The following is an 18,029-nucleotide window of genomic DNA, read 5'->3' as shown; positions in this document are numbered from 1 at the left end:
GTGAACGACACCGCCGACCATCGACTCCGCTCCGCCTGGACTCCGGAAGCGGGCGGAGCCGCCGCGTTACCACCTCATGCGGTGCGCTGGCTCACCCGCCGCATCGGACCTCTTTCGCCCGCCGCGCCCGCCGCACCCGCCTCGGCCTTCGTCGTGCCGCCTTCCCGGCTGCCCGCCGCGGCCCGCGCCGCTCTCGTCGATGCGGTCGGTGCCGGGCACGTGCTGGACGGAGAGAGCGAGCGACTCGGCCGCGCGGGTGGGATGTCCTACCTCGACCTCCTGCGCCGCCGCTACCCGGGCGGGCTCGCCGTGCCGGACGCCGTGGTGGTGCCCGGCGACCCGGACGAGGTGCAGCGGGTGGTGGACGCGTGCGTGGCCCACGACGTCGGAGTGGTGCCGTTCGGCGGTGGCACGTCCGTCGTGGGCGGGGTCGCCGCGTTGCGGGGCGACAAGGCCGCCGTCATCGCGCTGGACCTCGAACGGCTCGACCGGCTCGTCTCCGTCGACCGCACCTCTCGGCTGGCCGTGTTCCAGGCCGGGGTCAGGGGCCCCGACGCGCAGCGCCTGCTCGCCGCGCACGGCCTCACGCTGGGCCACGTGCCGCAGTCGTTCGAGCGCGCCACACTGGGCGGGTTCGCCGCGACGCGTTCGGCAGGGCAGGCGTCGTCGGGATACGGCCGGTTCGAGGACATGGTGCAGGGCGTGCGACTGGCGACGCCGTCAGGGCCGTGGCGACTCGGCGTGGCGCCTGCCTCGGCGGCCGGGCCGAACCTGCGCGCGCTGGCCGTCGGCAGCGAGGGCACGCTCGGCGTCATCACCGAGGTGACCGTGCGCGTGCGGCCGTCGCCGGAGCGGGAACGCTACGAGGGGTTCGTCCTCCGGGGCTGGCAGCACGCGACCGAGGTCGTGCGCGCGCTGGCACAGAACGGTCTGCTGGCAGACGTCACGCGGGTGTCCGATGTCGACGAGACGGAGGTGACGCTCGCGCTCAAGGGCGGGTTCGCGACGAAGGCTCTGCGCCGCTATCTCGCCGCGCGCCGGGTCCACGAGCCGTGCCTGCTGATTCTCGGCTGGCACGGGCCCGCCCCGCAGCGGGCGCGGGCGCTGAGGCTGCTGAAGGCGGCGGGCGCCGTCCCGCTCGGGCGCGCGCCGGGAGAGGCGTGGCGGCACGGCCGTTTCTCAGGCCCCCGCCAACGCGACGCGCTACTCGACCTCGGGGTGTGCGTGGAGACGTTGGAGACGGCCACGCACTGGTCCCGGCTGCGGGAGCTCTACGACGAGGTGCGCGTGGCCCTGCACGGCGCACTCGACCGTCCGGTGGTGATGTGCCACATCTCGCACGCCTACGAGACCGGTGCCTCGCTGTACTTCACCGTGCTCGCCGCACGCGACCCGCACGACCCGTTCGGCCAGTGGGAACGCGCCAAGCGGGCGGCGAGTGAGGCGATCAGCGAACGAGGTCGCGGCACCATCACCCACCACCACGCCGTCGGTGTGGACCACGCGCCCTACCTGCGTGCCGAGATCGGCGACGTGGGCGTGTCGGTGCTGGCGGCGGCCAAACAAGCCGCCGACCCGAAGGGAGTCCTCAACCCGGGAAAACTCGGCCTCTGAGTGATCACATCAGGGACACCATGTGATCACAAGCTGTTCCGGGCTTGGAACCCACTGTAACGGTTCTGGTGTCGACACGACATGTCAGCGACGACGATGTGCGTGTCGAGGAAGGTCTCATGCTCGGTTACCGCAGCCTCTTCCGTGTCCCAGACCACGACGACGTCTTCGATGACTCCCTGAAACTCTTCCATGACTGGCTCCGTGAAAAAGATTACGACCCTGACGCGCTCGTGTGGAACGGGAGTGCAGCGGTTGATGAAGGAGCCGAGGCGGCATTGCTCGACCACCAGCCTCGTGACGGTTCCCGCGCGGTCCGGGCAAGGCTGGTCGAAACCAAGGATAGTGGGCAGTGGGTCACCGTACTCACGGTGATTCAGCAACGCCGCAACCCAGTGCCCTGGGTATGGGTGGACGTTGAGGCACCATCCCAGTTCCGCGGTGCAGTAGGTATTCCAAGGCTGGTGAGGTACCTCCTGGAGGTCTTTTCTGAGGCCCGCGACGGAACAGGATTGCTCGGACCCGCGCCACGTCGTGTGGGATTCGAAGGGGTGCCGGAGTTGTGCGCGGTTGTGCGTGACCCGGATAGACGAGGTTTGACGTTCCTGGCGGCCGACGACCAGGAACCGTTGCCCTACTGGACGAGCACTGTCGACAAGATTCTCCGCCAGACTGTGGGACTGGCCAGCGCCTACGTACTGGAATGGGAGGCCGCGAAGGAGTTCGGCGAGCGTATGGGAGCGAGCCACGCTGTGGCCCCCGGTACAGTGCGCACATTCCGTCCGGGTGCAGACGACACCGACGCGCTCGATGGTCGACGTCACCGTGTGCTTTCCACTCAGCGGCTGCTGGACACAGACTTCAGACATCTGGCACGAATGTTGGGGCGGCGAGCACGAGACGCGGTAATCGACGCGCCACTACCGGCCCCGGTCCGGCGGGCGAATACACTGCTCGATCGGTTAATGGACGACGTCGTTGTGGGCAGTACGGCGCAGTCCAGAAATTGGACAGCACCACCTAAGCCGAGGCCGTCTGAGCCTGGTGCCACTGCGCTTCCCCTGAGGTCGCAAAGCCCTCTTCCCCTGCACCGGGAAGAGCGTCCGCAGTCTGTCACTGGCCAAGCGGAAATGCCGATCGAGGTCCACGCCGCTGCGGTCGCGCTCGCCCGTGAGTTCGGAAGGAACGAGCTTGATCTCACCGTGCTGACGGAAATTGGGCGTTTGGCCAAGGCAGGACGGGAAGCAGTCACTCACCAGTATCGGGTGAAGCAACAGTTCGAGGACTTGCGTGAGCGGCTCGAACGGGCAGAACAGGAGCGCAGCGACCTGTTGTCCCGACTGGAAAACGAACAGTTCGAACACGCTGTGGTACAGGACGAGCTGCTCGAGGAGCGCAACACCGTTCGGTACTTGCGCAGAGTGCTTGCCGCACAAGGTCGGCACGATGTGGCGTACTCCCTGCCAGACACTCCCGTTGAACATCCGCCAGAGTCGTTCGAAGATCTTTTCGAACGGATGTCAGAGCTGCGGTACGTGCGTTTCACCGGCGACAAACAGCAAGCACTCGATCTTGATCCGTTGGACGAGTTTGGCAACTGGCCCCGAAAAGCGTGGAGTGCGCTGTTGGCTTTGGAGGACTACGCGGCGGCCAAATCCGCAGGACGGTGCAATACAGGTGTGTTTGGTTACCTGACGAACTTGCCCGACGGCTGTCGAGGGTTCTCGGTGAATCGGTTTGCGCCGGACGAAAGTACGGACGTGCAGACCAATCGGCGGTTCCGACAGGCACGGACGTTTCCGGTCCCGCCTGAAGTCGACAGCCAAGGGAGGATCTTCATGGGAGCGCACTTCAAACTCGCCCAATTCGGCATCATCAGTCCCCGGTTGCACTATCACGACAACACGGCGCGCGACGGACTCGTGTACGTAGGCTACCTCGGAAGACACCTCCCGACGAAACAGACGAACTAGGCGGGCAACACCTTCCCGGCCGGTGCGATGAGGTACACCACGCCCGCGGGGGTGTCGACGAGGTCGCCGTCGACGTTGTGGCGTCGGCTGCGTTGCCAGACGGTCTCGAACTCCCCGCGGGGGTACACGCGCCGCACCGCGTCAGCGGACTCGGCGGCCGGGTCGTGGGCGATGACGTCGCCGGTGCCGGTGAAGCCGACCACCACCAGGAGGTGTCCCTCCGTGGTGTAGTCGGCCCCGGTGAGCTCACCGGCGGTGAAGGAGACGGAGGCGATCACGGGCACGCCGTGGGCGATGTGGTGTTCGACGTCGTGCAGTGACGCCAGCCGCGTCACCCGCCCGCGCAGCCCGTACTGCGACGCGTAGGCCACGTTGAACGGCCAGTTGCCCGTGCCGCCGTAGGCGTGGTCGAAGGTGTGCCGCGCGGCGTGCACCACGCTGCGGTCGGGGTGCCCGCGCGGGATCCACGCGAGTTCCGCCTCCGTCGGGCCCGCGCCCCAGTACTCGACCACCATCTCCGTGGACGCCGGACTGCACCATCCGTCGCCGCCACCGCCGTACTCCGGGAAGTGGCCTCTGTGGACGTACTGGGCGTAGCGCGGCACGGGAAGCTCGATGCCGACGCCCGGTCCGGGCGGGGACGTGGGAACCTCGGTGCGGTCGTCCACGGCCGACGCCACGGCACCGACCGCGGTCAGCGTCGGGGTGGCGTCGGTTCCCGCCGCTCGACACAGCGTCACCCTGACCCGGTGGCTCCGCAGCCGCACGCCGTCGGCGGCCACGAGCCGGTCGACCTCCACACGGGCCGACTCGTCGTGCTGCCCGGCCACCGAAGTGCGCCGCACGTCGGTTTCGTCGAACGACCAGCGGCCCAGCGAGTACCACGGGGTGTGCCGTCCCGACTCGGTGCGCGCCTGTGCCTCGACGGTCAGCCACGTCCCCGGGGGCGCGGTCGCGTTCCACGAGACGACGACATCGTCGGCGGCGAAGGGCAGTTCGTGTTCCGGGGAGGTCCACCACGCGTACTCGCCACCGTCCTGAACCCCGGCGGCGGAACCGATGCGCAACCCGGTGCCCACCTCGATGCCCGACGACTCACCGTCCCGGAAAGCCGCCTCGCCGCTCCACTCGTGGTAGTCGATGTCCACGGCACTCACCATACGGCCGGGCGGACCATCGCCCGCGTCCCTCACCGGTTCAGGACCGCAGCACCGCCTGGCTCTGGGTGACCTTGGCGACCAGGCGGCCCTCGTCGTCGTGGACCTCGGTCTCCACCACGATCACCCGCCCACCGGCGTGCAGGGGTTTCGCCGAGGCGGTGGCGTGTCCGATGCGCACGGCGCGGAGGAAGTTCGTCTTCGACTCGATGGTGGTGGTGCCCTGCGCGCCTTCGGGCAGGTTGAGGAACGCGCACACGGCGGCGGCCGAGTCGGCCAGCGACATCAGCACACCGCCGTGGAGCGCACCACCCAGCGTGCAGAGGCTCTCGTCGTGTGCGAGCCGGGCCACGACGAGTTCGCGGGAGTGCCGCAGTACTTCGACACCCAACCGCTCGGTGAACGGCATGGTGCGGTGGAACAGGGCCGTGCCCTCACCGTCGAGGCCGGTGGCTGGTGCTGTGTCCATCCGCGTAACCATGCCGCACCGAGCGGTGGGCGTCCAGTTTCAGCGGATCACGCCGTGCACCCACCAGTAGTGGGAGTAGGTGCCGGTGGAGACGTCCGGCGTGCTGCCGCACCCGCTGCCGATGCCCCGGCTCACCACGCCGACGACGAACCAACGGCCGTGGTGGTTCAGCAGCACCGGAGAACCGGAGTCGCCCCCGCACAGCGCGCGGTGGTCGCCGGGGTTGTCGGTGCAGATGTCACCGTCCCGGATGCCCCACGAGTCGTCACCCTCGGCGTCGACCCGGCACTCCTTCGATTCGGGTGGCAGGACGGTGGTGTCGAGCTGCCGCAGGTCCACCGGCAGCGTGGTGGGGTCGCCGATGTCCTCGCCCGCCGTGTAACCCCAACCGAGCGCGCGGACGGGAGTCCCGGCGGCCGGTTCGAACCATGCCAGGTGCGCGGTGCGCGCCTCGACGGGTTCGGACAGCTTCAGCATGGCCACGTCGTGGCCGTCGTTGCGGTCGCTGAGCCAGACCCAACCGGGATGGACCACGATGTCCTCCACGGTGGCGACGCTGCCGCCGGCCAACCGGTCCGTCGAACCCACCCGTACGTGGAACAGGTCCGGGTCCATCACCGTGAACGCGTCGTCGCCCTCGCCCTCGGTGGTGACGCAGTGCGCGGCCGTCAGCACCCATTCCTCGTCCACCAGCGTTCCACCGCAGCGGTGGCCGTTGGGGTCGTCGCCCCGCTCGTACTGCAACGACACCATGAACGAGTACTGCTGGTCCGCGGGATCACCGTCGATGATCATCGGTGCGACACCGTCGGTCTGCGCGGCCGCGGTCGTCGCGCCCGCGCCGGTGATCACGGCCGTGGCCGCCAGCACGGCCCCGAGCTGGCTCCACCGGCGCGAGGTGCCCTTCGGGCCCCCCAGGTCGTTCGTCATCGTCGGACCGCTCCTTTCCCTCGTGCCTGACGAGTTGATCATCTCTCGTCGGTCCGACGGTTTCGGGCGGTCCGAACGACGACGGCCACCTCACGCGGCGGTCGCGAGGGTGGCCGTCGTCGGGATGGTGTCGAAAGGCACCTAGAAGTGCGCGACGTCCAGCTTCCCCTCGGCATGGGCGGCCCGGAGCCGCTTCTTGTCGAACTTGCCGACGCTGGTCTTCGGTACCTCGGCCACGAACGTCCAGTTCTCGGGGAGTTGCCACTTGGCGACCTTGTCCGCGAGGAACTCCCTGAGCTCCTCCGCCGTCACCTGCTCGCCTTCCCTCACGACCACCGCGACGAGCGGCCGCTCGTCCCACTTCTCGTCCGGCACGCCGATCACCGCGGCCTCGGCCACCGCCGGGTGCGCCATCACCGCGTTCTCCAGGTCCACGGACGAGATCCACTCGCCTCCGGACTTGATGACGTCCTTGGCCCGGTCCGTGAGCGTCAGGTAACCGTCCGGGGTGATCTTGCCGACGTCACCGGTGCGCAGCCACCCGTCGTGGAACTTGTCGGAATCGTCGGCCTTGTAGTAGGAGCCCGCGATCCACGGCCCCTTCACCTCGAGTTCGCCGACGCTCTCGCCGTCCCACGGCACCTCGTTGCCGTCGTCGTCCACGAGCCGAGCCTTGACGGCCGCGGGGAAGCGACCCTGCGTGTAGCGGTAACGCCAGGCCTCCTCGCCCTTCGCCGACGACGGCGGCCTTGCCACGCTGCCCAGCGGGGAGGTCTCGGTCATGCCCCACGCGTGCACCACGGACACGTTGTAGCGCTCCTCGAACGCGTGCATCATGGCGGGCGGCGCGGCCGAACCTCCCACCACGACCTCACGCAGGTGCGAGATGTCCTGCGGGTTGGCGTCGAGGTGCTGCAGCAGGCCCTGCCAGATCGTGGGCACGGCCCCGGCGAACGTCGGCTTCTCCGCGGCGAGGATCTCCGCGATCGGACCCGGCTGCAGGAACCGGTCGGGCAGCACCATCGACGTCCCGGTCATGAACGCCGCGTACGGCATGCCCCACGACAGCACGTGGAACATCGGCACGATGACGAGCGCCTTGTCCGCGTCGGTCAGCCGCATCGTGTCGGTCATGCAGCTCTGCATGGAGTGCAGCCAGATCGAGCGGTGGGAGTAGACGACGCCCTTGGGTTCTCCCGTGGTGCCGGAGGTGTAGCACATGGCGGCGGCGGAGCGTTCGTCGATCTCGGGCCAGTCGAAGGTCTCCGGCCTGCCTGCCAGCAGCTCCTCGTAGGAGTGCACGGTGACGCCCGCCGGAGCCTCGAGCGCGGCGGCGTCCCCGTTCGCCACGATCACGTGCCTGACGGTCCTCATCTCGGGCAGTTGCTTGGCGAACAGCGGCAGCAGCGAGCCGTCCACCACGACGACGTGGTCCTCCGCATGGTTCGCCACGTAGGTCAGTTGCTCGGGAAACAGCCGGATGTTGAGGGTGTGCAGCACGGCGCCCATCGCGGGCACGGCCAGGTAGCACTCCAGGTGTTCGGCGTTGTTCCACATGAACGTGCCGACGCGCTGGTCCCCCGTGACACCGAGCTCACGCAGCGCGTGGGCGAGCTGGGCCGCACGCCTGGCAGCCTGGTCGAACGTCGTCCTCCTCGAACCGGTGCCGGTCCAGGTGGCCACCTCGGTGCCGCCGTGCATGCGCGCGCCGTGCCGCAGTAGCTGGGCCAACGACAGCTGGTCGTCCTGCATCGTGCTCAACATTGAGGCTCCCGCTGTAGGTCGAGGATCCGGGTTGAGGCGACTGTAGTGCGCACCGCACGTTCGGGGCTTGTGCGCAGCGCCCAACTGTGCTCACCGTTGTGGTTTCGACACCCGTCGTGATCAGGGCGTGGCCCGGTCGGGGAAACCTCGCGTGTCGGTTTCGCGTCCACGTCGTACTTGGCGTTTACTGAGATCCAGGACCTGGACGGCCTCGTCGCGGCTTCACGCGACGGCGTCGCTGTCGGTCCGCCGCCGCGTGCACGCGGTGTTCGACAAAGCACGAAAGGATCACTACGTTGCCACTTCCCACCTTGACCCCGGAGCAGCGGGCCGAGGCGCTCGCCAAGGCCGCCGAAGCCAGGAAGGCGCGGTCCGAGCTGCTGGCCAACATCAAGTCGGGCAAGGAGAGCATCGAGACGGTGCTCAACCGGGCCAAGGACGACAAGACCGTCGGCAAGACGAAGGTGGTGCAACTGCTGAAGGCCGTGCCGGGGCTCGGCCAGGTGAAGGTCACGGCTCTGATGGAGCAGGCGGGCATCGACCCCGACCGCAGGGCCGCGGGCCTGGGTGACCGCCAGCGGGAAGCCCTCATCAACGCTCTGAAGTGAGCGCTGGGGCGTGACGGCCCTCAGCGCGTGAAAGACGCCTCGACGGCGAGGCGAGAAGACCGAGCGCCGACCAGCCGCTTGGCCGGCGTCACTCCTGGGACAGGCCCATCGCGCGCAACAACGTCGCGAACTTGGCCGAGGTTTCCTCCAGTTCCGCTTTCGGATCGGATTCCGGCACGATCCCGCCGCCCGCGTACAGCCGTAGCGACTGCTCCGCCACCTCGGCACAACGGATCGACACGGCCCACTCGCCGTCGCCCTCCGCATCCACCCAGCCGACCGTGCCTGCGTAGTAGCCGCGGTCGAACTCCTCCAGTTCGGTGACGAGCTGCCGTGCCGACGATGTCGGTGTGCCACAGATGGCGGGGGTCGGGTGCAGGGCGGCGGCGAGGTGCAGGGCGGTGACGTCGGGGTCCGACAGCTCCCCCGTGATGGTGGTGCCGAGGTGCCACATGGTGGGCGTGGACACCAGCGTGGGGCGGGACGGCACCGTCAGCCGCCGGCAGTAGGGCCGCAGCGTCTCCACGATGGCTTCGGTGAGCACCGCGTGCTCGAAGTGGTCCTTGCGGGACACGAGCAGGGCCTGTGCGTGTTCCGCGTCGGTGTTGGGGTCCGCCGACCGGGGGGCCGACCCGGCGTGTGGGTGCGACACCACGGTCCCGCCGCGTCGGGACAGCAGCAGCTCCGGGCTCGCGCCGAGCAGCGTCCTGCCGTTCGGCAGTTCGGCGGCGAAGGTGTAGCCGCGTTCGTTGTCCACGACGAGGTTGTGCAGCACGTCCTCCGGCCGCGCGGGGGCGCCGAGCTCGACGTCGAGGGCGCGGGCCAGCACCACCTTGCGCAGGTTCCGCTCTTCCAGTGCCGTGACGGCCGCGGCGACGGCCTTCGTGTGCTGCGCGGGCTCGGGCACCGGGCGGATCGTGGAGGGAGCCCGCATCCTCCGCCGGGGCGACCACGCGGCTTCCGGGTGGACGGATCCGGTGACGTGCGTCTCCGCCGGAACGACGATGTGGCCCGGGGTGGCGGCGTCGCTGTGGAACGGCAACGCACCCACGGCGATCCGGGGACCGCCGACGGTGTCCTCACGGTCCCCGCGCAAAACCGTCCGCACGCGCTCGGCGAGTGCGAACTCGTCGGCGTCGCACACCGTGGTGTGGACGCCCCGGCCGAGAAGCGTGCGCTCCTCGGTCGCGAGGAAGAAGTCTCCGCGCCGGTAATCCGAGAGAAGGTCCAGGGGGCTTCGCCCGGTCACGCCCGGCCCCCTTTCCGTCGTCGTTCCCGCTCCTCGCCCCTATTGTCCGTCGAGTCCGGCTTCTTGGCGCCACCAGTGCTCGGTGACGTCGATCTCGCCCGTGGTGATGACCGCCACGGCCGCGCGGTAACCCTGGCCGGGGTCGAGGTCGGCCATACGGGTGGTGGCGGGGGAGAGCGAGCCGTCCTGCGAGGAGAGCAGGCGGGCGGGTTCCTCCGCGCTCGACAGGACCAGCGACTGCAGCGGGATGCGCAGGCCGCGTCCGGTGGCCTTCATGAGCGCTTCCTTGCGAGTCCAGAACACGAAGAACGCCTGGGCGCGTTTCGCCGGGTCGGAGGGCAGGGTCGCCTGTTCGGCCTCGGCGAGGGCGTAGGAGATCAGGGAGTCGTCGGCGTTGCGCCGCGTGGCCTCCACGTCGAGCCCCACCGGTTCGCCCGAGGTGGCGGCCACGCCGATGCGCTCACCCGCGTGGGAGATGGACAGCCGTAGCGCGGCGCCGGGGACCCGCACGGGGCCGTGCTGCCTGCCGCAGTCCGAGCAGGTGGCGTCGAAGTGGACATCCTCGGGGCGAAGGCCCAGCCGCAGACCCGCGACGGTCTTGGCGAGCACCCGTCCCGTGAGGAACCGGAGGCGGTCCTCGGTCTTCCGGTAGGCGCCGTAGCGCTGGTGCTCGGCCGGGTCGAGCAGGGCCAGCGCGGTCGGCGTCTCGGTGATCGGCTCCGACCACCACACGGCGCAGTCGGTCATGTGTGTCTGTCCCCCTAAGACCCGGTGGGCGATCCGGTCGGACCCAATCTAAGTGGCGAGGGGGCTGCCGCCAAGGTCGTCCTTGCGCTACCGTGCGAACTAAGCAATCGCTTAGTCAGCTTGACAGTGTCGTCCTAGGGAGCTTGAGCCGATGGATTTCAGCCTGAGTGACGAGGAGCGTCAGATCCGTGACTGGGTCCGGACGTTCGTGCAGCGGGAACTCCTGCCTCTCGAACAGGAGGTGCTGCGCCGGGAGCGCGCTCACCAGCCCGGCCTCACCGCCGACGAGCTGACCGAACTGCGTCAGAAGGCGAAGAAGTCCGGGTTCTGGGGGGTCCAGACCCCGCCCGAGTACGGCGGCATGGGCCTGTCGGCCGTCATGACGGCGCTGCTGGAGGCCGAACTCGGCCGCACGTTCGTCCCGTTCAGCTTCGGCGGTTCGGCGGACAACATCCTCTTCCACGCCAACGACGAGCAGAAGGAGCGCTACCTGCTGCCCACCATCGAGGGCACGCGCAGGTCCTGCTTCGCCATCACCGAGCCCGGCGCGGGTTCCGACGCCAAGGCCATCCGCACCACCGCGCGCAGGGACGGCTCCGACTGGGTGATCAACGGGGAGAAGACCTTCATCACCGGTGGCAACGAGGCCGACTTCGCCATGGTCTTCGCCGTCACCGACCCCGAGAAGGGCGCGAACGGCGGTGTGACGTGTTTCCTCGTCGACCGTGACATGGGATGGCGGTCGGAGTACATCGACACGATGGGCGAGTGGGGCCCCGCCTCGCTGGTCTTCGAGGACGTGCGCGTGCCCGACAGCCAGGTCCTCGGTGAGGTCGGCCAGGGCTTCGCGCTCGCCATGCAGTGGATCGGCCGGGGTCGCTACCTGCTGCCCGCCCGTGCCATCGGGTCGTGCGAACGACTGCTGTCGATGGCCATCGAACACGCCAACACGCGCGAGACCTTCGGCGCTCCCCTCGCCGACCGGCAGGCGATCCAGTGGATGATCGCGGACTCGGGCGTGGAGATCGAGGCGCTGCGCTGGCTGGTGCTCCACGCCGCGTGGCAGGTCGACTCGGGCCTGGACTCCCGGCACGCGCAGTCGATCGCGAAGCTGTACGGCGGCCAGAAGGCCAACGAGATCGTGGACCGCGTGCTGCAGATCCACGGCGGCATGGGCTACACCAGGGAGCTGCCGGTGGAGCGCTGGTACCGCGAGTTGCGCCTGCTGCGCATCTACGAGGGCACCGACGAGATCCAGCGCCGCACCATCGCTCGCAACCTGCTCAAGGGGCACGTGAAGGTGGGCGGCACTCTGGGCTGACGGGCAGCGGCCGCGGGGACGCCGTGGAGCGGGCGAGCCGCGCCCACGGCGTCCTTGTCACCTCATCTTGCGTCGCGGTCTTTCGTCGTGCTTCGTCCGGCTACCTCGCGCCCTGTTCCCGGAGGGCGATCGGTACACCGGCCAGATCCTCCTCGTTGCACAACAGCTTCAGGTCGTAGTAGGGGTAGCCGTCGCGTTCGTCGTAGTCGAGGTGGACGGCGAGCACGTCCACCGGCTCCCCGAGCCACTGCTGGGCCTGCCGGAGCCAACCGGCGCAGCGCTCCAACGCGGCAGAGAGATCGTCGTCGCGGAACTCCACCGGTCGGTAGGGCACGTCCTGGATTCGGTCGCGCGGGTCCGAGGGCTGGGGAAGCCTCGGGGAGACACCGGCATCGTTGAGTTCCAGCTGGATGGTTTCCTCACTCACCCTTCGACTGTCTCTCAGCCGAGCCCTGTGGGCAAGCTCCGAGGGCCCGCAGCGCCACGTCGGCGTAGTGCGCGGCGAGCTCGTCGAGTGGCAGCGAACCGCGTGGCGAGTACCACCGCGCGACCCCGTTGCACATCTCCAGCAACGCGATCCGGGTCACACCGGGATGCGCCGTGGTGAACGCCCCGCACGCCACGCCGTCGGCGACGGCGTCGGCCCAGAGGCTCTCGTAAGCGTCCCGCAGCGCCACCACCGACCGCCGCGCGGCGGGGGTGAGGACGTGGATCTCGTGGTCCACGATGCGCGTCTCCCTCGGCTTGCGCGCATGGGCTCTGACGTGCAGTTTCACGAGTTTTCGAAGGCGCTCGACCGGGTCGGGGACCCCGGTGACCTCCGCCGTGGCGGAGTCGAGCAACGTCCGCAGGCAGTCCCGCATGATGTCGGCGAGCAGCTCCTCCTTGGAGCCCATGTAGTGGTACAGACTCGCCGTCGACAGCTTGGACTCCTGGGCGAGGTCACGGATACCCGTGCCGTGGAAGCCCTTGGCCGCGAACAGTTTCACGGCGGCCCTGCGAACGCGCTCGCGAGTGTCTAACGCCACCGCTGTTCCACCCGGTCGTAGGAGCCGTCCGGTGTGTCGGCGCCTGCCTTGCGGAGCTCCCCCTTGGCCACGCGCTCCGACGCGGTGAGCGGCAGCGAGTCGACGAAGGCCCAGTAGCGCGGCACCTTGAAGTAGGCGAGTTTCGTGCCGCAGTGCTCGGCGAGCTCCTCGGGCGTGACGTCGTGGCCGTCGGCGAGCACCACGAGAGCCTTCACCTCCTCGCCGCGCAACTCGTCCGGTACTCCCAGCACGGCGGCGGTCCGGACACCCGGGTGGAGCTGCAGCGCGCGCTCGACCTCGTCGGCGACGATGTTCTCGCCACTGCGGCGGATCATGTCCTTGGTCCTGCCGACGTAGAACACGCGACCCTGCTCGTCCATCCGGGCCACGTCGCCGGTGCGGAACCAGCCGCCTCGGAACGCCTTGGCCGTGGCCTCCGGGTCGTCGTGGTAGCCGTGCATGAGGCCCACCCCGCGCACCAGCAGCTCACCCTCCTCGCCGCGCGGGAGCGGACGGCCGAGGTCGTCGGCGATCATCACCTCGCGGCCGGGCGCGGGCCTGCCGAGACAGCCCGTGCCGACGCAGTCGTCGTGGTCGGCCGGGTACATGCGGACGTCACCGCCCGTCTCGGTCATGCCGAACGCCTCGAACCACGGAACGCCCCAGCGGCGTTCCAGCTCGGCGTGCAGGTCCTTGGGGATGGCCGACGCGCTGACGGCTCGCACCCGGTGGTCGCGGTCGGCCTCCGAGGGCGGCATACGCAGCAGCAGCGTGGGCATGAGCCCGAGGCAGTAGAACCACGTGACGCCGTGCTCCCGCACCTTCTGCCAGAACGTCGAGGGATGGAACCGGTCGAGCACCACCAGGGTCGCGCCGGACGCCAGTCCCAACGCGACATTCCACTGCGGATCGATGTAGTGGAACGGCTGCGCGGTGAGGACGGTGTCGTCCTCGGCGATGTTCGGGAAGTGCGACACGAGGCCGTGCGCCAGCGTGGTCCAGTAACGGTGCGGCAGCACGCAACCCTTCGGCGCTCCCGTGGTGCCGGAGGTGTACTGGATGTTGGTGGGCAACTCGGGCGCGGGCTCGTACGGCGGTGCCTCGGTGCCTCGGGGCAACTCGGCAGGCGTCAGCACCCGCTCCACCGACGTCCTCGGCGCGATGGTGCGGAGTAGCTCCACGAACCGCTCGTCCGCGACGGCGAAGCGCGCACCGGAGTGTGCCAGCACGTGCTCGCCGTCGAGTTCGCGGTAGTTGGTGTTGACCGGCACGAGCACCGCACCGAGCCGGGCCAGCGCCAACCACAGCAGGGGGAACTCGGGCCGGTTGTCGAGCATCACGGCGACGCGGTCGCCTCCGCGCACGCCGAGTGCGTGTAGCGAGGCCGCGACCGACTCGGTGCGGTCGGAGACGTCGGCGAACGTCAGTCGCTCGCCCGTCGCGTCGAACACCCAGGCGTCCTTCTCCGGCCACGCCTTCGCGGCGTGGCGCAGCAGGCTGACGAGGTCGTCGCTCATCGGTTCTCGAACTCCTGCTTCGACGCGGCCACCTCGGGTGTGTGCTCGGTGATCAGCGCGTGGCTGACCTCCAGTTCCAGCGCGGCCTCCACGCTGGAGTCGACGCCCCGGTCGATCGCGCGCTTCGCCAGCGCCAGCGCCGACGCGGGCTTCTCCGCGAGCGAGCGCGCCACGCCGTGGGCGTGCTTCGCCAGGTCGGCGGCCGGGACGACCGTGTTGACGAGCCCCATCGCGTGTGCCGTCGCCGCGTCGATCCGCTCGCCCAGCATGATCAGTTCCTTGGCCTTCATGGGCCCCACCAGCAGCGGCAGCAGCCGCGAGGCGGCGCCCGTGACGCTCAGGCCCAATCCCACCTCGGGGAACGCGAACACCGCGTCGTCGGCCGCCACCACGAGATCACAGCCCAGTGCGAACTCCGCGCCGGCGCCGATGGCGTAGCCGTGTACAGCGCCCACCACGGGCTGGGGCAGGCTCCGCAGTGCCCGAGTGACCTCCTGGAGCCGTTCCAGCCGCGCGCGGGACTCCTGCTCCGGTGGCGGTTGTCTCAGGTCGTGGCCCGAGCAGAACGCCCTGCCGCGACCGGCCAGCACCACCGCGCCGACGTCGCCGTCGCCCGCGACGCGGCCCAGCACGCCGAGCAGGTCGTCCACCAGTTCCGGGGTCACCGCGTTCAGGCGGTGAGGCCGATTCAGCCACACCGTCGCCACACGGTCGTCGAGGTCCAGGTCCACGGTCGCAAAGTCTCGCCCCATGACTGTGCAGCCTAGCCACACGATCGATCGATCGATAGGGTCGATGCCATGCCGATACGCGATGCGCTGGAGCACGACATCGAGGACATCTGCTCGATGATCGAGGAACACGCCCGCTACGAGGGCAAGGACGACCTCGTGCTCGACCGGGCGGACATGACGCGGCACCTTTTCGGTCCCGAGCCGAAGGCGTGGGTGCTCATCGCCGAGGTGGACGGCGCGACGGCGGGCATGGCGTTCTGCTCGTGGAACTTCTCGACGTGGGAGGCCAAGCCCGGGATCTGGCTCGACGACCTCTTCGTGAGGCCCGCCTACCGCAGGCTCGGCCTCGGCAGGCAACTACTGCGGGAGCTGAAGGCGCGCACCGACGGCAGGGTCGAGTGGGACATGCAGGAGGGCAACGAGAGGGCCGCCGCGTTCTACGCCGATCTCGGAGCCGAGCCCGTGCCGGGCTGGGTGCGCTATCGCTGGCGCGGCTGAGCAGTACGTATCGTAGAAGGCATGGTGGGTGCCTCGAACCGTCGATCGGCCTCGATCGAGGACTACCTGCGGGCGATCTACGGCCTGGAGGAGCGTGGTGAGGCCGTCACGAACACGTCGTTGGCGTCCCGGTTGGCGGTGAGCCCGTCGTCGGCTTCGGGGATGGTCACGAAGCTCGCGCAGCAGGGTCTCGTGGAGCACGTGCCGTACCGGGGCATCGAGTTGACCGGTGACGGCCGGTTGCTCGCCAGGTCGGTGCTGCGCAGGCACCGGCTCATCGAGTCGTACCTCGTGTCCGAGCTCGGCTACACGTGGGACGAGGTGCACGTCGAGGCCGACCTGCTCGAACACGTCGTGTCCGACCTCCTCGTCGAACGCATCGCGGCGAAGCTCGGCAACCCGGTGCGCGACCCGCACGGCGATCCGATCCCCGCGGTGGACGGCTCCGTGGAGGAGGTCTCCACGAAGCTGCTGGAGGACCTGCCCGCGGGCGCGGTGGGGGAGATCGTCCGGGTGTGGGACACCGACCCCGAACTGCTGCGGTACCTGTCGGACCGCTCCATCGGGCTCGGCGAACGCATCGAGGTCCTCGAACGCCAGCCGTTCGGCGGTTCGATCGTGGTGAAGGTGGGGCAGCCACCGGCCGACACCACGCACGCACTCGGCAGGGAGATCGCGCAGGCCCTGTCGGTGTCACTGCGTTAACGGGCCGCTGGGGTCAGCGGTCGCCCGGAAGTGAGAGCTGACCCTGATACAGACGGACGTGTTCCGCGAACCGGGGCACCCTGCCTTCGCGAGGTACTTCGCCAGAGGTGCGCGGCCCCTTCTTCCGCTCCAGTACTCGGTTTGCTGCCGGGTTGCGGTCCGGACATGGGACGGCGCGCTGCCGTCGATCAGAATGAAGAACTCGTCGGGCTCATACACCTCGTAAGGAAGAAGGTCCAGCTCGGCACCGGTGTCTTCGAACCCCTTGTCGCAGGTCGGAAGGATGTCCTGGAACAGCTCTCCCCCGCAGGAGCAGGCGCGGTTCGCCAGCGCCGACATGTCCGTGCTGGTGTTGCCGTTCCTGCAGTTCTGCGTCGCCGCCTTCGGAGGTCTCGCGGTCACCTCCGAGTACACGACCGGAACCGTTCGGAGCACGCTCGCGGCGGTTCCCGCCGGGGCGGGTGCTGGTGGGCAAGACCGTGGCCGTCGGTGCGACGACGTTGTCGCTGTCGCTCGTCACCACCTTGGCGATGCTCGTCGTCGTGTCGGTCATCGTGGGCGACCGGCCCAGCCCCATCGCGCCGTGGGAGTCGATGAGCGAGGGCGTGGTGCCCGCGCTCGCCGCCGTGGCCGTGCCGAGCCTTCCGGAGCAGCTCGCAGGCAGCGAGGGGCTGTGCTTTCCCCGACCGGCGCGGCGGTGGTGCTCGCCGCGTGCGTGGTGATCTCCTCGGCCGTCGCCTACTGGTCGTTGACGGGGCGCGACGCCTGAAGCGGCTGGTGCGGGCACAAGAGCCCGGCACCAGCGCGCTCCTTCGACGATGCGCTGTTTCGCGGAGGTTCCTCGCGGGCTGTCGTGTCGGCCGGATTGTCCGTTCTAGGTGGTGGCGTGCGAGCGCGCGGAGCCCGGTTTCGAGAGAGGGCGGTGTATCCGGGCGAGCAGGCGGTCCGGAAGCAGCCTTCCGGCCAGGATGAACGCCCAGTTGTAGAGCGGCCCGGTGACGACGTGGGCCCGTCCCGCCATCACCGCGCGGTAGGCCTCGCGTGCCACGCGTGCCGGATCGTCCTTGAACGACGTCGCGCCGATCTTCGTGTCCAGCATCCCCGCTCGTGCGAAGAACTCCGTGTCGGTGACGCCGGGCAGCACCGTGGTGACGGTGACGCCCGTCCCGCGCAGTTCCTCGTCGACGGCTGCGGCGAACGACGACAGGAACGCCTTCGACGCGTTGTACGTGGCCTGGTACGGGCCGGGCAACCCGGCCACCGTCGACGACACCACCACGACTCGGCCACTGCCACGTTCGACCATCGCGGGCAGCAGTCGCTTGGCCAGATGCACGGTGCTCACCACGTTGAGGTTCACGACGCGTAACTGATCGTGCAGCGACTCCGGGCTCGCGGCGAAGGGGCCGCCGACCCCGACCCCGGCGTTGAGCACCAGCACGTCCACCGGGCGGTCGAGCGCCTCGACACGGTCGGCCAGCTCCATGACGCCCGCGTAGCTGGCGAGGTCGCCGTGCACGCTCCACACCTTCCGTCCCGGCGCCTCGAGCTCGGTCACGGTGGAGTCGAGCGCGTCGTCGTCGGCGGCCAGGACGAGGTCGAATCCGTGCTGCGCGAACTCCTCGGCGATCCTGCGACCGATCCCGGTCGAGGCACCCGTCACCACGGCCAGTTGGGAATTCATGTGTTCCGCCTTCCGTCGCTTCTGGGCTACG

At 69.3% G+C, this 18,029-nt stretch carries 19 protein-coding genes; 7 read left to right on the top strand and 12 right to left on the bottom strand.

Going from position 1 to position 18,029, the window contains the following annotated elements:
• Positions 1-1,614 (top strand): FAD-binding oxidoreductase, encoded by a 1,614-nt coding sequence (locus SACCYDRAFT_RS21685; RefSeq protein ID WP_043536788.1) that lies wholly within the window; start codon positions 1-3, stop codon positions 1,612-1,614.
• A gap of 44 nt (positions 1,615-1,658) precedes the next feature.
• Positions 1,659-3,587 (top strand): hypothetical protein, encoded by a 1,929-nt coding sequence (locus tag SACCYDRAFT_RS26500; protein WP_157606549.1) that lies wholly within the window; start codon positions 1,659-1,661, stop codon positions 3,585-3,587.
• On the opposite strand, the gene SACCYDRAFT_RS21670 is transcribed toward SACCYDRAFT_RS26500, so the two are convergent.
• From SACCYDRAFT_RS21670 to SACCYDRAFT_RS21655, 4 genes are all read right to left on the bottom strand, one after another.
• Complete coding sequence (locus SACCYDRAFT_RS21670; protein WP_043537467.1) at positions 3,584-4,735, bottom strand: C39 family peptidase; 1,152 nt, start codon at positions 4,733-4,735, stop codon at positions 3,584-3,586. The two genes, SACCYDRAFT_RS26500 and SACCYDRAFT_RS21670, sit on opposite strands and share 4 nt — an antisense overlap.
• Before the next feature lie 49 nt (positions 4,736-4,784).
• Entirely contained in the window at positions 4,785-5,213 is a 429-nt protein-coding gene (locus tag SACCYDRAFT_RS21665; protein WP_043536782.1) for a PaaI family thioesterase, read from the bottom strand.
• A 39-nt stretch (positions 5,214-5,252) separates the two neighbouring features.
• A complete protein-coding gene (locus tag SACCYDRAFT_RS21660; protein ID WP_005459456.1) occupies positions 5,253-6,143 on the bottom strand; it encodes a S1 family peptidase in 891 nt (296 codons plus the stop codon).
• A gap of 141 nt (positions 6,144-6,284) precedes the next feature.
• Entirely contained in the window at positions 6,285-7,907 is a 1,623-nt protein-coding gene (locus SACCYDRAFT_RS21655; RefSeq protein WP_005459455.1) for a long-chain fatty acid--CoA ligase, read from the bottom strand.
• 296 nt (positions 7,908-8,203) lie between these two features.
• Here SACCYDRAFT_RS21655 and mihF point away from each other — a divergent pair, with 296 nt between their 5' ends.
• Entirely contained in the window at positions 8,204-8,515 is a 312-nt protein-coding gene (mihF, locus tag SACCYDRAFT_RS21650; RefSeq protein WP_005459454.1) for an integration host factor, actinobacterial type, read from the top strand.
• Positions 8,516-8,603: 88 nt separating this feature from the next.
• On the opposite strand, the gene SACCYDRAFT_RS21645 is transcribed toward mihF, so the two are convergent.
• Together SACCYDRAFT_RS21645 and SACCYDRAFT_RS21640 are read right to left on the bottom strand one after the other, a co-directional pair.
• Positions 8,604-9,764 carry an isochorismate synthase gene (locus SACCYDRAFT_RS21645; protein ID WP_005459453.1) on the bottom strand — a complete coding sequence of 387 codons (1,161 nt, stop codon included), beginning with the start codon at positions 9,762-9,764 and terminating at the stop codon, positions 8,604-8,606.
• Positions 9,765-9,803: 39 nt separating this feature from the next.
• Positions 9,804-10,511 carry a 4'-phosphopantetheinyl transferase family protein gene (locus tag SACCYDRAFT_RS21640; protein ID WP_005459452.1) on the bottom strand — a complete coding sequence of 236 codons (708 nt, stop codon included), beginning with the start codon at positions 10,509-10,511 and terminating at the stop codon, positions 9,804-9,806.
• A gap of 151 nt (positions 10,512-10,662) precedes the next feature.
• On the opposite strand from SACCYDRAFT_RS21640, the gene SACCYDRAFT_RS21635 reads away from it, so the two are divergent.
• Complete coding sequence (locus tag SACCYDRAFT_RS21635) at positions 10,663-11,832, top strand: acyl-CoA dehydrogenase family protein (RefSeq protein ID WP_005459451.1); 1,170 nt, start codon at positions 10,663-10,665, stop codon at positions 11,830-11,832.
• Between the two features lie 100 nt (positions 11,833-11,932).
• Here SACCYDRAFT_RS21635 and SACCYDRAFT_RS21630 read toward each other — a convergent pair whose 3' ends face one another.
• From SACCYDRAFT_RS21630 to SACCYDRAFT_RS21615, 4 genes are read right to left on the bottom strand one after another with little or no spacing between them, the layout of a single operon-like run.
• Positions 11,933-12,259, bottom strand: a complete 327-nt coding sequence (locus SACCYDRAFT_RS21630) for a hypothetical protein (protein WP_005459450.1) — start codon at positions 12,257-12,259, stop codon at positions 11,933-11,935.
• On the bottom strand, positions 12,252-12,860 hold the full coding sequence (locus tag SACCYDRAFT_RS21625) for a TetR/AcrR family transcriptional regulator (RefSeq protein WP_005459449.1): 609 nt from the start codon (positions 12,858-12,860) through the stop codon (positions 12,252-12,254). The genes SACCYDRAFT_RS21630 and SACCYDRAFT_RS21625 overlap by 8 nt, the downstream gene beginning before the upstream one ends.
• A complete protein-coding gene (locus SACCYDRAFT_RS21620; protein WP_005459447.1) occupies positions 12,851-14,377 on the bottom strand; it encodes an ATP-dependent acyl-CoA ligase in 1,527 nt (508 codons plus the stop codon). The genes SACCYDRAFT_RS21625 and SACCYDRAFT_RS21620 overlap by 10 nt, the downstream gene beginning before the upstream one ends.
• Positions 14,374-15,129, bottom strand: a complete 756-nt coding sequence (locus SACCYDRAFT_RS21615) for an enoyl-CoA hydratase/isomerase family protein (RefSeq protein WP_005459445.1) — start codon at positions 15,127-15,129, stop codon at positions 14,374-14,376. Before SACCYDRAFT_RS21615 ends, SACCYDRAFT_RS21620 begins: the two co-directional genes overlap by 4 nt.
• A 48-nt stretch (positions 15,130-15,177) precedes the next feature.
• On the opposite strand from SACCYDRAFT_RS21615, the gene SACCYDRAFT_RS21610 reads away from it, so the two are divergent.
• Positions 15,178-15,609, top strand: a complete 432-nt coding sequence (locus SACCYDRAFT_RS21610; protein WP_005459443.1) for a GNAT family N-acetyltransferase — start codon at positions 15,178-15,180, stop codon at positions 15,607-15,609.
• A 21-nt stretch (positions 15,610-15,630) separates the two neighbouring features.
• Entirely contained in the window at positions 15,631-16,314 is a 684-nt protein-coding gene (locus SACCYDRAFT_RS21605; protein WP_043536780.1) for a metal-dependent transcriptional regulator, read from the top strand.
• Here SACCYDRAFT_RS21605 and SACCYDRAFT_RS25570 read toward each other — a convergent pair.
• Positions 16,303-16,728, bottom strand: a complete 426-nt coding sequence (locus SACCYDRAFT_RS25570; RefSeq protein WP_052309149.1) for a hypothetical protein — start codon at positions 16,726-16,728, stop codon at positions 16,303-16,305. The genes SACCYDRAFT_RS21605 and SACCYDRAFT_RS25570 overlap by 12 nt on opposite strands.
• 53 nt (positions 16,729-16,781) lie before the next feature.
• Between SACCYDRAFT_RS25570 and SACCYDRAFT_RS21595 the strand changes: the two genes are divergently transcribed.
• Positions 16,782-17,036, top strand: coding sequence for a hypothetical protein (locus tag SACCYDRAFT_RS21595; protein ID WP_005459439.1), 255 nt, complete (start codon positions 16,782-16,784; stop codon positions 17,034-17,036).
• A 152-nt stretch (positions 17,037-17,188) separates the two neighbouring features.
• On the opposite strand, the gene SACCYDRAFT_RS21590 is transcribed toward SACCYDRAFT_RS21595, so the two are convergent.
• Complete coding sequence (locus SACCYDRAFT_RS21590) at positions 17,189-17,998, bottom strand: SDR family NAD(P)-dependent oxidoreductase (RefSeq protein ID WP_005459438.1); 810 nt, start codon at positions 17,996-17,998, stop codon at positions 17,189-17,191.
• Between the last annotated feature and the right edge of the window lie 31 nt (positions 17,999-18,029).

This window comes from Saccharomonospora cyanea NA-134, assembly GCF_000244975.1.
Taxonomy (GTDB): domain Bacteria; phylum Actinomycetota; class Actinomycetes; order Mycobacteriales; family Pseudonocardiaceae; genus Saccharomonospora; species Saccharomonospora cyanea.
The sequence above is the reverse complement of the archived record's forward strand: the minus strand, read 5'-3'. Positions and strand labels throughout refer to the sequence as shown.

Excerpts from the sequence above, each read along its gene's own strand:
- SACCYDRAFT_RS21610 (WP_005459443.1), top strand. The coding sequence starts at position 15,178 with ATGCCGATACGCGATGCGCTGGAGCACGACATCGAGGACATCTGCTCG.
- SACCYDRAFT_RS21665 (WP_043536782.1), bottom strand. The coding sequence starts at position 5,213 with ATGGACACAGCACCAGCCACCGGCCTCGACGGTGAGGGCACGGCCCTG.
- SACCYDRAFT_RS21655 (WP_005459455.1), bottom strand. The coding sequence starts at position 7,907 with ATGTTGAGCACGATGCAGGACGACCAGCTGTCGTTGGCCCAGCTACTG.
- SACCYDRAFT_RS21640 (WP_005459452.1), bottom strand. The coding sequence starts at position 10,511 with ATGACCGACTGCGCCGTGTGGTGGTCGGAGCCGATCACCGAGACGCCG.
- SACCYDRAFT_RS21660 (WP_005459456.1), bottom strand. The coding sequence starts at position 6,143 with ATGACGAACGACCTGGGGGGCCCGAAGGGCACCTCGCGCCGGTGGAGC.
- SACCYDRAFT_RS21605 (WP_043536780.1), top strand. The coding sequence starts at position 15,631 with ATGGTGGGTGCCTCGAACCGTCGATCGGCCTCGATCGAGGACTACCTG.
- SACCYDRAFT_RS21615 (WP_005459445.1), bottom strand. The coding sequence starts at position 15,129 with ATGGGGCGAGACTTTGCGACCGTGGACCTGGACCTCGACGACCGTGTG.
- SACCYDRAFT_RS21590 (WP_005459438.1), bottom strand. The coding sequence starts at position 17,998 with ATGAATTCCCAACTGGCCGTGGTGACGGGTGCCTCGACCGGGATCGGT.
- SACCYDRAFT_RS21635 (WP_005459451.1), top strand. The coding sequence starts at position 10,663 with ATGGATTTCAGCCTGAGTGACGAGGAGCGTCAGATCCGTGACTGGGTC.
- SACCYDRAFT_RS21620 (WP_005459447.1), bottom strand. The coding sequence starts at position 14,377 with ATGAGCGACGACCTCGTCAGCCTGCTGCGCCACGCCGCGAAGGCGTGG.